This is a genomic window from Mesorhizobium sp. dw_380 (assembly GCF_018588885.1).
GTDB lineage: Bacteria > Pseudomonadota > Alphaproteobacteria > Rhizobiales > Rhizobiaceae > Mesorhizobium.
Genome location: NZ_JAFFIW010000045.1, coordinates 37,105 through 52,205, shown reverse-complemented (window position 1 = coordinate 52,205; position 15,101 = coordinate 37,105). Strand labels below are relative to the sequence as shown.

General features: G+C 62.8%; 18 protein-coding genes. 6 read left to right on the top strand and 12 right to left on the bottom strand.

What is annotated here, in order from left to right:
* Positions 1–206: 206 nt before the first annotated feature.
* Positions 207–1,106 carry a LysR substrate-binding domain-containing protein gene (locus JT360_RS28450; protein WP_214475959.1) on the bottom strand — a complete coding sequence of 300 codons (900 nt, stop codon included), beginning with the start codon at positions 1,104–1,106 and terminating at the stop codon, positions 207–209.
* A 103-nt stretch (positions 1,107–1,209) separates the two neighbouring features.
* Here JT360_RS28450 and JT360_RS28445 point away from each other — a divergent pair, with 103 nt between their 5' ends.
* Both JT360_RS28445 and JT360_RS28440 read left to right on the top strand, forming a co-directional pair.
* Positions 1,210–1,500 carry a muconolactone Delta-isomerase family protein gene (locus tag JT360_RS28445; RefSeq protein WP_214475957.1) on the top strand — a complete coding sequence of 97 codons (291 nt, stop codon included), beginning with the start codon at positions 1,210–1,212 and terminating at the stop codon, positions 1,498–1,500.
* Between the two features lie 183 nt (positions 1,501–1,683).
* Positions 1,684–2,682 carry a transporter gene (locus JT360_RS28440; RefSeq protein ID WP_214475955.1) on the top strand — a complete coding sequence of 333 codons (999 nt, stop codon included), beginning with the start codon at positions 1,684–1,686 and terminating at the stop codon, positions 2,680–2,682.
* Between the two features lie 17 nt (positions 2,683–2,699).
* Here the strand turns inward: JT360_RS28440 and JT360_RS28435 are convergent, their stop codons facing one another.
* From JT360_RS28435 to JT360_RS28390, 10 genes are all read right to left on the bottom strand, one after another.
* Positions 2,700–3,386, bottom strand: a complete 687-nt coding sequence (locus JT360_RS28435; RefSeq protein ID WP_214475953.1) for a glutathione S-transferase family protein — start codon at positions 3,384–3,386, stop codon at positions 2,700–2,702.
* A 9-nt stretch (positions 3,387–3,395) separates the two neighbouring features.
* Positions 3,396–4,322, bottom strand: coding sequence for an EamA family transporter RarD (gene rarD, locus JT360_RS28430; protein WP_214475951.1), 927 nt, complete (start codon positions 4,320–4,322; stop codon positions 3,396–3,398).
* A gap of 83 nt (positions 4,323–4,405) precedes the next feature.
* Positions 4,406–6,022: a citramalate synthase gene (gene cimA / locus JT360_RS28425; RefSeq protein ID WP_214475949.1), complete on the bottom strand. Its 1,617-nt coding sequence runs from the start codon at positions 6,020–6,022 to the stop codon at positions 4,406–4,408.
* A gap of 49 nt (positions 6,023–6,071) precedes the next feature.
* Positions 6,072–7,022, bottom strand: coding sequence for a prolyl aminopeptidase (gene pip, locus JT360_RS28420; RefSeq protein WP_214475947.1), 951 nt, complete (start codon positions 7,020–7,022; stop codon positions 6,072–6,074).
* On the bottom strand, positions 7,019–7,495 hold the full coding sequence (locus tag JT360_RS28415) for a GFA family protein (protein WP_214475945.1): 477 nt from the start codon (positions 7,493–7,495) through the stop codon (positions 7,019–7,021). The genes pip and JT360_RS28415 overlap by 4 nt, the downstream gene beginning before the upstream one ends.
* On the bottom strand, positions 7,492–7,983 hold the full coding sequence (locus tag JT360_RS28410) for a GFA family protein (RefSeq protein ID WP_214475964.1): 492 nt from the start codon (positions 7,981–7,983) through the stop codon (positions 7,492–7,494). Before JT360_RS28410 ends, JT360_RS28415 begins: the two co-directional genes overlap by 4 nt.
* Before the next feature lie 6 nt (positions 7,984–7,989).
* Positions 7,990–8,376 (bottom strand): VOC family protein, encoded by a 387-nt coding sequence (locus JT360_RS28405; RefSeq protein WP_214475943.1) that lies wholly within the window; start codon positions 8,374–8,376, stop codon positions 7,990–7,992.
* On the bottom strand, positions 8,373–8,780 hold the full coding sequence (locus tag JT360_RS28400; protein WP_214475941.1) for an endonuclease domain-containing protein: 408 nt from the start codon (positions 8,778–8,780) through the stop codon (positions 8,373–8,375). The genes JT360_RS28405 and JT360_RS28400 overlap by 4 nt, the downstream gene beginning before the upstream one ends.
* A gap of 178 nt (positions 8,781–8,958) precedes the next feature.
* The gene (gene cysS / locus JT360_RS28395) at positions 8,959–10,410 is read right to left on the bottom strand and encodes a cysteine--tRNA ligase (RefSeq protein ID WP_214475939.1); all 1,452 of its coding nucleotides are present in this window, start codon (positions 10,408–10,410) and stop codon (positions 8,959–8,961) included.
* A gap of 642 nt (positions 10,411–11,052) precedes the next feature.
* Positions 11,053–11,814 (bottom strand): SOS response-associated peptidase, encoded by a 762-nt coding sequence (locus JT360_RS28390; protein ID WP_214475937.1) that lies wholly within the window; start codon positions 11,812–11,814, stop codon positions 11,053–11,055.
* 128 nt (positions 11,815–11,942) lie between these two features.
* On the opposite strand from JT360_RS28390, the gene JT360_RS28385 reads away from it, so the two are divergent.
* From JT360_RS28385 to JT360_RS28370, 4 genes are all read left to right on the top strand, one after another.
* The gene (locus tag JT360_RS28385) at positions 11,943–12,377 is read left to right on the top strand and encodes an NUDIX hydrolase (RefSeq protein ID WP_214475935.1); all 435 of its coding nucleotides are present in this window, start codon (positions 11,943–11,945) and stop codon (positions 12,375–12,377) included.
* A 54-nt stretch (positions 12,378–12,431) separates the two neighbouring features.
* Positions 12,432–12,809 carry a TIGR02301 family protein gene (locus JT360_RS28380; protein ID WP_214475934.1) on the top strand — a complete coding sequence of 126 codons (378 nt, stop codon included), beginning with the start codon at positions 12,432–12,434 and terminating at the stop codon, positions 12,807–12,809.
* Between the two features lie 385 nt (positions 12,810–13,194).
* Positions 13,195–13,452, top strand: coding sequence for a hypothetical protein (locus tag JT360_RS28375; RefSeq protein WP_015318556.1), 258 nt, complete (start codon positions 13,195–13,197; stop codon positions 13,450–13,452).
* 70 nt (positions 13,453–13,522) lie between these two features.
* Complete coding sequence (locus JT360_RS28370; RefSeq protein WP_214475932.1) at positions 13,523–14,308, top strand: alanine and proline-rich secreted protein Apa; 786 nt, start codon at positions 13,523–13,525, stop codon at positions 14,306–14,308.
* Positions 14,309–14,327: 19 nt separating this feature from the next.
* Here JT360_RS28370 and JT360_RS28365 read toward each other — a convergent pair whose 3' ends face one another.
* Positions 14,328–15,065: a nucleotidyl transferase AbiEii/AbiGii toxin family protein gene (locus tag JT360_RS28365; protein ID WP_214475930.1), complete on the bottom strand. Its 738-nt coding sequence runs from the start codon at positions 15,063–15,065 to the stop codon at positions 14,328–14,330.
* Positions 15,066–15,101 lie beyond the last annotated feature (36 nt).

Below are 15,101 nucleotides of genomic sequence, written 5' to 3'. Positions count from 1 at the left end.
CCCGTCCGTCGAGCGGCCGACGCCGCCCGGCCCACTGGGCGACCGCCCGGTGCGACGAGGTAGCGCTCCACACATTTGCCGGGAACTGGGGGGCCGGATGCGTGGCGAACCTGATACCCGATTCGACCCCATGCGTACGTCCCTACTTCCCTACTGCCCTACTGCCCTACTGCCCTACTGCCCTACTGCCCTACTGCCCTACTGCCCTACTGCCCTACTGCCCTACCGCCTACTGCCCTCCGCAAATCCGCAATCACCGCCCGCCGATCATGACGCCGCCAGGCCAGGTGAATTGAAACCGTGCGTTCGAACCATGGCAGATCTCGAAACACGATCTGCGGCGGTGCGGCGGCGCGCAGACTGGATTGCACCGTAGCCAGGCCAAGGCCGGCGCTGACGAGGCCGAGCGAGGTCAGCGGATCGGCTGTCTCATAGGCGATGTCGGGCAGAAAGCCGGCCTTGGCGCAAGCGGCGAGGAACTGGCCGCGATTGGTGTCGTCGGGCTGGCGCACGACGGTGATCCAGGTGCGGCCGTCGAGGTGCCGCGGAGAGATTTCGGACAGTTCAACAAGCGGGTCATCTTCGGGGATCGCCAGCACCAGCGGTTCGCGCCGCACCAGCGTGCTGTCGATGTCCGCATCGCCGACCGGGGCCGGAGCGTAGACGAAGCCGAGGTCAAGCACGCGCTGCCGTAGGTCGTCGAACTGCGCCGCCGTGCGCCGGCTCCTGAGCTGAAGATGGAAATCGGGCCGCTCGCGGCGGAATTGCCTGAGCATGTCGGCGACCAGCCCGGCATGCACCGCGCCCTCGACATAGCCGATGGCGAGACGGCCGACCGCGCCGCTGGCGAGGTTGCGGCCGAACTCCTCCACGCGTCGCGCATTGGCGAGCAGCGCGCGGGCCTCGGCAAGGAAGGCGCGGCCCTCGGCATTGAGATGAACACGCTGCTTTGCCCGTTCGAACAGAGCGACGCCCAGCTGCTCCTCGAGCTGCATGATCTGCCGGCTGAGCGGCGATTGCGAAATGTGCAGGATTTCGGCGGCGCGGCCGACATTGCCGGTCTCGGCGACGGTGACGAAATACCTGATCTGGCGCAAATCGAACATTGGCTTCAAGTCCTAATAGATCTTAACTTTAGCCTAATCAGTCTTGGACAGTCTGACCAGCCAAAAGCAATACTCGGCCATCCCAACCCCAGAGGAGACCGACATGCAGTTCTTTGCCCTTCTTACCCGCAACACCGCAAAGTTCGCCGACGCTGACTTTGCCCCGCTCCTGCCCGGCGAGGCCGAGCAGCGGCGCACGCTCTACTCGGAGGGCGCGGTGCGCCAGGTCTGGAACCGCGGCGACATTCCCGGCAGCGGCATGATGTTCGAGGCATCAGACGACGCCGAAGTGCGCGGCCATCTCGCCACTCTGCCGCTGATCAAGGCCGGTATGATGGACATCACCGCAATCGTGCCGCTCAATCCTTATCCGGGGTTTGGGCCGAAGCGCTGAGCAGCCGCAATCCGCAATGCGGTGGTGGCGAAAGACGCGGACACCGCATTGCCGCCTGCTCGACACACTGTGATCGGCTGTCAAGAAACCGTCACACGGAACCGGGTTCGTGCATGCTAGAGATTGCGGTCAGGTGCCGCTGCGCGGCGCCGCTTTCGCAACTCGTATCTGGCACTGCGCCCAATGGATCTCGCCCTCGTCCCGGAAGGCACCGACCTGTCGCCCTATCTGCCTGACGAGCACGGGCTGTTCTTCATCTATCATTTCACCGCCGATGGCTCCCGCACCAAGGACCGCGCGCAGGCGCACTGGACATGGCGCAGCTATCAGATCACCGATCTGCGGGCCCGCCAGCAGATTGGCGCCGAGAAGGCTCTGCCGGCCCCGGCGCGCGACGCTTTTCTCGCGCCCAGCCATGGCTGTCACATCGACTATGAGGATGGCTGGCTCTATGGCGATCTGCCGGACCTCAGGCACGACTTTTCGGAGGCACGCGGGCTCGTTCATTTCCGTTTCGCCTTCAACGACGCGATGCTGATCGGTGCCCGCAAGCAGCCGCTGGAGTCGGTCGATGCCGTCCGCAAGGCGGTGGAAAATGGATCGCGGAAATTCCGCTCGCCAACGGAACTGATCGAGGCGGTCATGGGCCAGTCGCTCGACGGCATGGCGATCGAACTCGGCAAGCTAGGCGACACGCTAGACGGCATCGAGGACCGCGTCGTGCGCGACGCATGGCACAATGAGCGGAAGGCGCTGGTCGAGGCGCGCCGGCAGCTGGTGGTGATCCACCGGCAGATGGCGACGCTCACCAACCTATTCCGGCACCTCGACCATGCGCATCGCGACGAATTGCCTGAGCTGATCAACGATATGGCGGCAAGGCTCTCGCACCGGGCTCAGACCCTCTATCATGACGGTGAGCAGCTGCAGGCGCGCACGAGGCTGTTGCAGGACGAGCTGATGGCGAAACTGACGATGCAGTCGAACCAGCTGCTTTACATTCTTTCGGTGATGACGGCAGTGCTCTTGCCGATGACCATCATCTCGGGCCTGTTCGGCATGAATGTCGGCGGGCTGCCTCTGGTCGACACGCCGATGGGCTTCTGGGTGGTGACGGCTGTATCGCTGGCTCTCGCCGCGGCTACTTATCTGTTCGTCAGGCGGCTGGGCCGCGGATTGTAGCCGTCTGCCGGCGACTTTCACTCCATGGCGCGAAGATCCTCGATGACGGTGCCGGCGGCGGCGACTTCCGCTTCGTGGTCGGGATCGCGCCAGGTCTCGGCAAGGCCAGCCGCATACCATTCGCACATCGCCGGCAGGGCAAGCAACCGCGCTGGATAGGCTGCAGCCGCCCCCTCGAAGGAGAGCCCATACGATCGTGCGCGAAACGCCACCGGGGCAAAGAAAGCGTCCACAGCGGTGAAATGAGCGCCGGCCAGAAACGGCCCGCCAAAACGGGCTAGGCCATCGTTCCAGAGGTCGCCGAGGCGAAAGAGGTCCTGTTTCAGCGCGTCGGACATCGGAAACGGCTCTATGCGCAGGCCGCAACCCATCGGACAGGCGCCACGCAGTGCGGTAAAGCTCGAATGCATCTCGGCGGCGGCCGAGCGCGCCCAGGCGCGCGCCTTGGCCTCGACGGGCCACACGCCATGGTGGCGCTCCGCCAGATATTCGGTGATGGCGAGCGAGTCCCAGACCGCCCAGCCGTCGTCGATCAGGCACGGCACCCGGCCGTTGGGCGAGAACTGCCGGTAGAGGTTCCAGCTCGATCCGCTCGGGAACGGCGTCAGCCGCTCCTCGAATGGGATATCCAGAGCGCGCATCAGCACCCAGGGCCGCAGCGACCATGAGGAATAATTCTTGTTGGCGATATGCAGCAGATACATCGAAACTCCTTACCGTGCGGGCTGCGGCTTGGCCCTGCGCGCTGTCGTCAGCATTGACCAGGAATAGATCGCCAGTGCCGTCCAGATCAGCACGAACGCAACCGCCTGGGTGGTGCCGAAAGGCTCGTCGAAGATCAGCACGGCGATCAGGAACACCATGGTCGGCGCGATGTATTGCATGATGCCGATGGTGGAGAGCCGCAACAGCTTGGCACCGAATGCAAACAGCAACAGCGGCACGGATGTGACCGGACCGCAGCCGATCAGCAAAGCCGTGTCGGTGCCGTTGCTGGACACAATGTGGTCCTGTCCGGTCGTGATCAGGTAGACGATATAGGCGAGAGCCGGCACGGACAGCAAAAGCACTTCGAGCAGAAAACCCTGGCTTGGCCCGATCGGCAGCGTCTTGCGGAAGAAACCATAGGCGGCGAAGGAAAACGCCAATGCCAGCGACACCCAGGGCAGCTTGCCGCCTTCGATCGTCAGCACAGCCACGGCGACCGTCGCAAGCACTACCGCGGCGATCTGCAACCGGTCGAGCCGCTCACCAAGCAGCAGCGCGCCGACGACGACGCTGACCAGCGGGTTGATATAGTAGCCGAGCGCGGTCTCTACCGTGCGGTCGACGGCGATGGCCCAGACATAGATGCCCCAGTTGACCGAGATCAGCGCCGCCGTCAGCGCCGCCATGGCGATGGTGCGGGGCGAACGAATTGCCGCCTTGAAGTCCGCCGTGCGGCCGGCCCAGACCAGCACCGCGGCGGCGATTGGCACCGACCAGACGATGCGGTGCGCGATGACCTCGGCAAGAGGCAGATGTGCCACAGCCTTCATGTAGAAGGGCAGCAATCCCCACAAGAGATAGGCACCGAGCGCCAGCAGGAAGCCGCGACGGGCTGTTGAATCTGCATCGAGGGTAATTGCGTCAGCGGCCATGGGCCAACGCTATGGCGCAGTCACCCTGGCAAGACCATCGCAAAGTTCTGATGGATCAATGGACTTTCGCTGATGGTTCAAACTTACTCGGCCGCAACAAGCCCCGCCATCTCGCGGTTCTTCATAAGCTTGTAGATGATCGAATCCATCAGCGCCTGGAACGAAGCGTCGATGATGTTTTCGGAAACGCCGACCGTCCACCAGCGGGCGCCCGAGGAATCATGCGATTCGATCAGGACGCGGGTGATGGCCTCGGTACCGCCATTGAGGATACGCACCTTGAAGTCGGCGAGCTCAAGATCGACGATCTCGCTCTGGTATTTCCCGAGATCCTTGCGCAGCGCGATGTCGAGCGCGTTGACCGGGCCATGCCCCTCGGCCACCGACATCTTTTCCTCGCCGTCGACGAGCACTTTCACGATCGCCTCAGATACCGTCTTCAACTGGCCGTTGGCGTCGAAGCGCCGCTCGACCATGCAGCGGAACGAGGTGACGTTGAAGAATTCCGGCAGGCCGTGCAGCATCTTGCGGGCGAGCAACTCGAAGGACGCGTCGGCGCCCTCATAGGCGTAGCCCTCCGCCTCGCGCTCCTTGACGACTGATATCAGCGCATCGAGCCGGTGATCGTCCCTGGGCACCTCGATGCCGCGTCGTTTCAGCTCGGCGAGGAAATTGGCCTTGCCGCCCTGGTCGGAGACCATGACGCGGCGGCGGTTGCCGACTGTTTCCGGGGGAACGTGTTCATAGGTCGCCGGTTCTTTCGCCAGCGCCGAGGCATGAATGCCGGCCTTGGTGGCGAAAGCCGAGGCGCCGACATAGGGCGCCTGCGCTTCAGGCGCACGGTTGAGCAATTCGTCGAAGGCACGCGACAAACGCGAAATGCCAGTCAGCGCTTCCGCCGAAATACCCGTCTCGAAGCGATCGGCGAAAGCCGACTTCAGCGCCAGCGTCGGCACGATCGAGACCAGATTGGCATTGCCGCAGCGCTCACCGATGCCGTTCAACGCGCCCTGGATCTGGCGCACGCCGGCCTCGACCGCGGCCAGCGAATTGGCAACCGCCTGGCCGGTGTCGTCATGGGCGTGGATGCCGAGATGACCGCCCGGTATGCCCGCGGCGATGACCCTGTCGACGATGACGCTCACCTCCGACGGCTGCGTGCCGCCATTGGTGTCGCACAACACCACCCAGCGCGCACCGGCCTCATAGGCGGTCCTTGCGCAGGCCAGCGCATAGTCCGGATTGGCCTTGAAGCCGTCGAAGAAATGCTCGCAGTCGACCATCGCTTCCTTGCCCGAAGCGACCGCCGCCTCGACGGAGGCTCTGATCGACTCCAGGTTTTCCTCGTTTGTGCAGCCCAGCGCGACACGGACATGGTAGTCCCAGCTCTTGGCGACGAAGCAGATGGCGTCGGATTTCGACTGCACAAGTGCTGCAAGGCCCGGATCGTTGGACGCCGACACCCCTGCACGCTTGGTCATGCCGAAGGCGACGAATTTGGCGCGTGCCGTGCGCTTCTGCTGAAAGAACGCAGTGTCGGTCGGATTGGCGCCGGGATAGCCGCCCTCGACATAGTCCATGCCGAAATCGTCGAGCAGTTTTGCAATGGCGATCTTGTCCTCGACGGAAAAGTCGATACCCGGCGTCTGCTGGCCATCGCGCAATGTGGTGTCGAAGAGATAGAGGCGTTGCTTTGTCATTGTCCTGCGGGCGCGCGAGCACCCCCCTCTGGGGCGAAACTTGGCATCGTCATTTCCCCGCAAACCTATCCGTCGCCCGGATCAACTGATCAAGGATGCCCGGCTCCGAATAGGCGTGGCCAGCGCCCTCGATCAGATGGAAGTCGGCCTTCGGCCAGGCCTTGTGCAGGGCCCAGGCATAGCGCGCCGGGCACGGCATGTCGTAGCGGCCGTGGACGATGGTGCCGGGGATATCCCTGAGTTTCCCGGCGTCGCGCAGAAGCTGTCCTTCCTCCAGCCAGCCGGCATGGACGAAATAGTGGTTCTCGATGCGCGCGAAGGCGATCGCATAATCGTCCTCACCGAACGGCCCGCTTGTCTCCGGCTCCGGCAGCAGCGTGATCGTCTCGCCTTCCCACAGGCTCCAGGCGCGGGCAGCCTCTATCTGCGCCTTGCGGTCGGACCCGACCAGCCGCTTGCGATAGGCCGCCATCATGTCGCCGCGCTCGGCCTCGGGGATCGGTGCCAGGAAGCGTTCCCACTTGTCGGGGAACATCTCGGAGACGCCGAACTGATAGTACCATTCGAGTTCGCCCCGGGTCAGCGTGTAGATGCCGCGCACCACGAGCTCGGTGACGCGATCGGGATGTGTCTCGGCATAAGCGAGCGCCAGGGTCGAGCCCCAGGAGCCGCCGAACACCAGCCATTTGTCGAAGCCGGCCATCTCGCGCAGGCGTTCGATGTCGGCGACGAGATGCCAGGTCGTGTTGGCCTCCAGCGAGGCGTTCGGCGTCGATTTTCCGCAACCCCGCTGGTCGAACAGGATAACGTCGTAGAGCTTTGGATCGAACAGCCGCCGGTGTTTGGGCGAGATGGTGCCGCCTGGTCCGCCATGCAGGAATACGGCCGGCTTGGCGCCCTGGGTTCCGGACCGCTCCCAGTAGACCTGATGGCCGTCGCCGACATCGAGCATGCCTGAGTCGAACGGTTCGATTTCCGGGTAAAGGGTGCGCAAGCTCATAGTTTCAGGCCCTGTTGCGGCCAGTTGGCCGTTTCGTGATCGGGATGCTGGAAGGAGATGATCTGCTCCTGCCGCGCGTAATAGTCGGGATCCTGGTGGACGGGCTGGTCGAAGATCGTCTCCACCCAAGGCAGCCGGGACGCATAGTTTACCTGGATTTGCGGCGCCAGATCGGAACGGTCGTCGAAGGCGCCGATGGCGATCTCGAGCCCGCCGGGCTGGCGATAGGTCAGCGGTGTGCCGCAGCGAGCGCAAAAGCCGCGATCGATGTTGACCGACGACTGGAAGTAGCTCGGTTCCTCATGGGTCCATTCGACGCCATCCCTGGGCACCGTCACCAGCGCGCCGAAGAAATTGCCGAACTGCTTCTGGCACATGCGGCAATGGCAGATGGACGGGCGCCCGAGCGCCCCCTTGATGCGGAAGCGAACGGCGCCGCATTGGCAGCCGCCGGTCCGGACAGTCTCGGTCATGATCTTTCCTCCGGTGGCCATTGGTCGGTGTCGTGATCGGGGTGCTGGTAGGAGACGAGATCGGTCAGGTAAGGAGCCGAACCCATGTCGGCCATCGTCTCCTCGCCCGGCAATTGCGGGATGGTGTCGACATAGGGCAGTTTTGCCTCGGTGCCCCACTGGATCAGCGGCACGATCTCCGCCGGATTGTCGAACGCGCCGATGGCCAAGCCAACGCCATCCGGCGCGGTGAAGGTCAGCGGCGTGCCGCAATTGGCGCAAAAACCCCGATCGACATGGTTGGACGAGCGGAAATATTTCGGCTCGCCACGCGTCCAGTCGAGCTTGGCGCCACGCACCGACACCAGCGGCGCGTAAAACGAGCCGAATGCCTTCTGGCACATGCGGCAGTGGCAGACGGAGGCGTCGCCAAGCGCGCCTTCGACACGGAAGCGCACCGCGCCGCACTGGCAGCCGCCTGTGTAGACCGGCCGGTTGTCCAGGCTCATCATGTCTCACTCCGGATCATGGCAGACTGCCTCGACATTGTTGCCGTCGGGATCGAAGGCGAAGGCGCCGTAATAGTTCGGGTGATAGTGCGGGCGCAGGCCAGGCCCGCCATTGTCCTTGCCGCCGGCGGCAAGGGCCGCCGTATGGAAGGCATCGACCTCGGCGCGGCTGCGCGCGCTAAAGGCGACGTGCTGGCGATCCCTGGGCTTGTCCTTGCCGGCATGCAACCAGAACACCGGCCGGTCACGGCCATAGCCGCCAACCTTGACGCCGCCGGTGTATTCCGTGGGCACCATGTAGAGCAAGGAGGCGCCAAGCGGCGCCATCGCCTTGTCGTAAAACGCCTTCGAAGCGTCGAAATCGGCAACGGTGATGCCGAGATGGTCGATCATGGAGCAGCCTCCCTTGCTGGTTCGTGAGCCGGCATCGCGGCATTGCCCAGGCCGGCCTCGATGACAATGTGGTGACAGACATTGTCGATATCGCGAATGACGTCGTCATTCCAGAAGCGCAGGATGGTCCAGCCAAGCGCTTTGAGCCTGGCTGTTCGCGCGGCATCAGATGCCGAAACCTCATGAGAAGTGTGCTGGGAGCCATCCAGCTCAACGATCAGCTTCTTGTTGGGGCAAGCAAAATCAACGATATGGCCAGCGATCGGCATTTGACGTCGAAACGCCAGCCCCATGAGTCGGTGTGCGCGTATCTCGTTCCAGAGTTTCAGTTCGGCATCGGTCATAGCCTTGCGCATCTTGCGCGCATTGCCGCGATTGACGGGAGATACACGATGATGGGTCATCGCGAGGCGCCCCCCTCTGTCCTGCCGGACATCTCCCCCTCAAGTGGGGAGATCGACAGCTTCGCCGATGGCGCCCAATCTTCGACGTCCGCGATTGGCGAAAGCCGAAGTGAAGTCCAATCTCCCCCCTTGAGGGGGAGATGTCCGGCAGGACAGAGGGGGGTGCTTCGCGCCGCCCTCACCGCTTCACCTCCCACGTCGTCACGCGTTCGCCGGTGACCGGATCCTTGCCGTCCTTCAGCTGTACGCCTTTGGCCAGCAGCTCGTCGCGGATGCGGTCGGCTTCGGTCCAGTTCTTCGCAGCGATCAGTTCCAGACGTTTGGCGATGGCATTGGCGATCGCGTCCTCGTCCACCTTGGCCGCGCCGACGTCAAAACCGAGGAAGGTAAGTGCGGCCTTCAGCGAAGCGGCGGCAGCGTTGTCGCCAGTGCCGTTGCCGTCCGCCGCCTCGCCGGCCAGCTGCGTCAGGACCTGGAAAGCGGCGTAGGTGGCGAGATCGTCCGACAACGCATCGATGACCTCCGCCGGTAACTGCCTTGCCGCCGCCGGCGCCAGATCCGCCGCACGTTTCCATTTGCGCAGCGTGTTCTCCGCTTCCTCCAGCTTGCGCACGGAAAAGTCGATCGGCTCACGGTAATGCGTCATCAGCATCGCCAGCCGCAGAACGTCACCCGGCCAGCTGCGGCCGCCGAAGGTCTCGGTCTGCAGCAGCTCCTGGATCGAGTAGAAATTGCCGAGGCTCTTCGACATCTTCTGCCCCTCGACCTGCAGGAAGCCGTTGTGCATCCAGACATTGGCCATGACTGACGTGCCGTGGGCGCAGCGCGACTGGGCGATCTCGTTCTCATGGTGCGGGAAGATCAGGTCGAGGCCGCCGCCATGGATGTCGAAGACCTCGCCGAGATAGGCCGCCGACATCGCCGAGCATTCGATGTGCCAGCCCGGCCGGCCCCTGCCCCACGGGCTCTCCCAGCCCGGCTCTTCCGGCGACGACAGTTTCCACAGCACGAAATCGCCAGGGTTCTTCTTGTGCGCATCGACGGCGATGCGGGCGCCGGCCTGCTGTTCGTCGAGATTGCGTTTCGACAATTGCCCATACTCGGGCATCGACGCGGTATCGAACAGAACTTCGCCTGCGGCGACATAGGCATGGCCCCGTTCGATCAGGTTTCGAATCAGGGTGATCATGTCGGCCTTGCCGTCGGCGCGGGGCTCGACGAATTCGGTGGCGCGCGGTTCGACCGTCGGCTCCAGGCAGCCGAGCGTTGCGACATCCCTGTGGAACTGGTCGGCGGTCTTTTCGGTCACCCGCCGGATCGCTTCGTTGAGCGAGAGCGCCCCCGAAGCGATCTCGCCGCCAAAATCGCGCAGCGCGCGCGCGTTGATCTTGTCGTCGACGTCGGTGATGTTGCGCACATATGTGACGTGCGCCTCGCCATAGAGATGGCGCAGCAGACGGAACAGCACGTCGAAGACGATGACCGGCCTGGCATTGCCGATATGGGCGAAGTCGTAGACGGTCGGACCGCAGACATACATGCGTACATTGCGCGCATCGATGGGGACGAAATTCTCTTTCGTCCGCGTCAGCGTGTTGTAGAGGCGCAGGCCCTGCGATGCGTCGGACATTCCATGCCTTCCCGGTTCAGAACTTCTTGTCTGGATGGAGCCAAGCAGCGCCGAGGCGCAAATCGGACTCCAGCCTGCTGGCCGGGGCGTTTGTCCAATCTGGGGAAAGATGAGGCGAAAACGTCCGGACCAGCGCGAGGCTAGCCAATAATGCAAATGCCACAAATGGCGAAAGACGTTTTCATGGGCGGCTTTATCGCCTTGGCCAGTGTTGCCGTCAAGTCGCTGATCCCAGGAAAAACGTCGCCACGACTGGCAAACTCGTCGCCCGATCACGCGGAATCAGGCAGTGAAACATTTTATTAAACATGTCGGCACAGTCATGAAACATTCGCCGACTAGATCATCAAGCGTCACGATTTGGTCGGAATCAGCGACCAAACGCAAACACGAAAACGTTACCTGGGAAGAGAAACATGCCTCGAAGCAAGCAAGACGCAAACCGCGCCAAGCAACCGGCACTGGACAGCCACTATCGCGCGATCGGTCCTGCCGCGATCGTCGCCGCCCTTCTTCATACAGCGAAGAAGAAGAAGCCCGCGCAGAAGATCGTATCGCCCCGCGCTGCTTGAGATCCGGCGCAATCGCCGGCGACGAGGGCGCGACCAGGCGCCCCGGAAATAAGGCCCTCGACGGGCTTCGCTAGAACAGCGTCATCTGACCGTCGTCCGCGCCAGGCTTCTGGCGCCTGACTTTGTCGGGCTCTGGCTGCAGGACACCCCGCTCCTGAATCTCCGGTCCGGTGTTGGCGACCTTGTTGACGAGGTCTGAGACGGGAATTGCCTCGAAGAAATCGGGTCGTGCCGGCCGCAGCAGGTCGGTGACATCGCGCGGCTCGAGCGTGCGGCAATCCAGCCAACGGGCGAAATCCCTGGGATCGATGACCACCGGCATCCGGTCGTGGATATGGGCGATGTCGGCATTGGCGTTGACCGTCAGGATGGCGCCGGTGTCCATTTCCGAGCCACCCGGCTCGGCATAGGTCTCAATCAGGCCGGCAAAGGCGACCAGCCCGCCATGCCTGGGTCGTATCCAGTAGGGTTGGCCTTTCTTGCCCCCGGTTTGCCGCCATTCGTAGAAGCCGGATGCCGGCACCAGTGCACGGCGATGGCGCATGCCGGCCTTGAACGAAGCCTTTTCGATTGCCCCTTCCGAGCGCGCGTTGAACAGCAGCGGAAATTCCCTGGTATCTTTCACCCAGGCAGGAATGAGCCCCCAGCGCACCAGCATCGGCTGCCGGTCCGGCAAATTGGAGCCCGGCGCCCGCGGCGCGCCGGCGGTTGCCATCAGGACCGGCTGCGTCGGCGCGATATTGTAGCGGGCCGGGAACGCCTCCAGTTCGGCGAGGCCCAAAAAGGCGGCGGTCTGGTCCGGCGTGCCGGTCAAGGCAAAGCGTCCGCACATGGTCGATTGTGTCTCTCGAATGGTTCGGCGTTGAAAGTGACAATCGAAGCGGCGTTGCGCAACCGCTAAAGCTTGCCCATGCTGGCGGTCCACAAAAGACCTGCCTCAAAGGAGTTGATCGAGTACCGATGGACACAGCCCGCAAGATACTCCCGGCGGTCTCGGTAGCCGTCGTGCGTGGCGATACCGTGCTCCTGGTCAAACGGGCGCGGCAGCCCTCACAGGGGCTGTATGCCTTTCCCGGCGGCAAGGTCGAGGCTGGCGAGACCTTGATGGACGCAGCACGGCGCGAGCTGCTCGAAGAGACCGGTTTGCATGCCACCGGTTTGCGCCCGCTTCGGGAAATCCATATCGACGGCAGGGACGATTCCCACCCGGTCGATTATCGCCTCACGGTCTTCGGCGCCATCTACGCTGGCGGCGAGGCCGCGGCTAGCGACGACGCCGAGACAGCCGCCTTCTACACGCTGCGCGAGATGGCGGCGCTGCCGCTTGCCGGTTCGGTGTTCGCCGTGGCGGAAGATCTGCTCGGTCGACCTTCTGGCTTCCCTGAGAGCCGCTGAAATCCGCATCAGAAAACGCCTTGCGGGCGACAAATTGTTTGGCCACATAGACCTATGAGCCGCTCTCCATTTCTCATCGCCTTATGCCTTGCCGTCAGTATGACCGTTGCGGCGCGGCCGGCGTCGGGCGCCGAGGCGCCGTTCGAACCCGGATTGATGCGCCTGGCCGAAATTCTGGGGTCGCTGCATTTCCTGCGCAATCTGTGTGGAGAAAAGGGCGACCAGTGGAGGGGTGAAATGGAAAAACTGCTCGATTCGGAAAATCCGGACCCGGAACGGCGTGCCCGCTTCATCGCCAGCTTCAACCGCGGCTACCGCTCCTTCGGCGGCACCTACGCGCAGTGCACGACGTCAGCCACCGAAGCCATCAGCCGCTACATGAAGGAAGGCGAGACCCTGTCGCGCGACATCGCCTCGCGTTACGGCAACTAGGGGCAATTCCACGAAGGCGTGAACCGGAGCCACACTGGTCCATCAACAGATATTCGCACCCTCGCCGCCAAGGACAGGCGTACCCGGCTTGTGCCGGCCGACATCCGGTGCAATCCTGCTGTTGCACTTCTGCAACAACGTTAATGAAACGTTAGCGCACGAATGCGGAATTAACTCAAACTGAAGGTTTTCGCCCCGCAAGCCGGTCTTATCGGCTAAGTTTGAGCCGGATTGAATGAAGCTTCGCCAAGCGCAGCCGGCCTTTGTAAAGAACGATCAAGAAAATGTCGTATTTACAAGTACTTACTTTGAGGCTGTGTGTAAACGGAACAGATCAAGCCTGATCCCCGCCATGGATCGCCGCTTGAAAGGGTGGACATCGCTTATGGAACATGCTGCCAACGACATCGACGCCCTGGTCAGGGAAGAAAAACGCCTCACCGCGGTGGAGAGCCACAGCGAGGCCTGGGCGGAGGGTCTGTCGGCCGGCATCGAGCCCGAAATTATCGCCGAGGCGGCGCTTGAGACCGCATTCGGTGAAATGTTGCGCGCCAACGGCGAGACCTCGGCCCTTGCCCTGCTCGACCGCATGCGCGAGAAGGTGATCGCTGGCGCCTTCGAACCTGAGCGGCTGCGGCACTGAACCGATATCTGGTTCTTTGACGATCGAGTGCCGTTCGGGCATCATGCCCGGAAGCAGGGAGATACGGGCGGTGAACTTTCCGATGTCAGGCGGGCCGCCGACGGGCCTGGTCCTCCACATCCGTCTCGCCGCGTGCTGTGCCGCGATTGCCTTGATGACGTGCCTGGTGAGCAGCCCTGCCCATGCATTGAGCGAAATCAAGCGCGAAGAGCTTCCCTCGCCCGTCACGCCGTCGACGGATGGTTCGGCGCCCGGAAGCACAGTCCCCATGCCGGATCCGGTGGGAACGCCGTCTTCGACCACCCAGCCGGCGGTTCCAGACGCCGCGGAGCCGGACAGTCCATCGGACGGCGGCATCAACAGGCCACGTGTCGATCCGGAAGCGCCCCTGCCGGAAGTCGTCTACGACCTCGGCAAGCTGCCCGAGCCCGTGCGGCGAATGCATGGCCTGATCATCGAAGCCTGCCAGAGCGGCGACATCGAAAAGCTCAGGCCTCTAATCGGCAAGGGCGACAGCATGACCCAGATATCGCTGGCCGACATCGACGGCGACGCCATCGCCTTCCTCAAGGGGCTCTCCGGTGATCCTGACGGCCAGGAGATCCTGGCCATTCTGGAAGAGGTGCTCGGTGCCGGCTATGTCCATGTCGACGCGGGAACACCGCAGGAACTCTATGTCTGGCCGTATTTCTTCGCGCTGCCGCTGGATAAACTCGACGCCAGGCAGCGTGTCGAGCTGTTCAAGATCGTCACCGCCGGCGATTTCGATGACATGAAGCAGTTCGGGGCCTACATCTTCTACCGCGTCGGCATCACGCCCGCCGGACAATGGACGTTTTTCGTCGCGGGGGATTGAAACCTCGGCACGCGAATGCTTATCCCTGCCGATCGACAACGCCGCTGAGAATGCCTGCATCAGGCCAAAGGCGGATACCTTCATCTCGAAGCGCCGAGATCGCTTTTGTGGCCACGTCGGGATTCATTTGCAGGACCTCGGCAGCATTGCGTAGCTCGTCCTGGTCCTGGAGCTTGTTTGCGACCCAGGCAACCTTGTTCTGGATGTCAGCGCCGTAGGCGGTCTGTGCCTTGACGCGAGCCTGCGCCGGGATCCTTCCATGGATACCAATCAAGATCCCTAGGTCGATGGCATCGCGATATGCGGTCGCGCGATCCTGACACCGATCGGCATTGGCCAGCAGCTTCTCGGCAAACATGTCCTCTGCAACGAGGACAGGTACCTTTAGATCATTGTCGAAATGACCCTGAAGTTGGATACGACCTTCGCGGATCACTTCGAATTTGATCGGTTGGCCCTGCAATCTTACGACTGTCCTAAAACCATACTGGTCGATCTGGAAATCTCGAACGGCTTCGACGGGTTCGGGGAAAAATGCCCTGATCCCTCGTTGGACCGCATGGGTCCGCAATTCGCGATAGCCATCGGCATCGGCACACAGGAAATCGACATCCAGGGATCGCCGGTACTCGCCGAATTTCATGACAATCGCCGTCCCGCCCCCAAACCAGCATTTGTTTGCGGTCAGGAGATGGTGGTCCATCAATCCGAGGGCTTCAGCAATGATCCGGTGTTCAAGCTTCTCGAATTCCTTCATGATTTCCGCTCGCGGTGTGTCCTGTGGATATTCCAG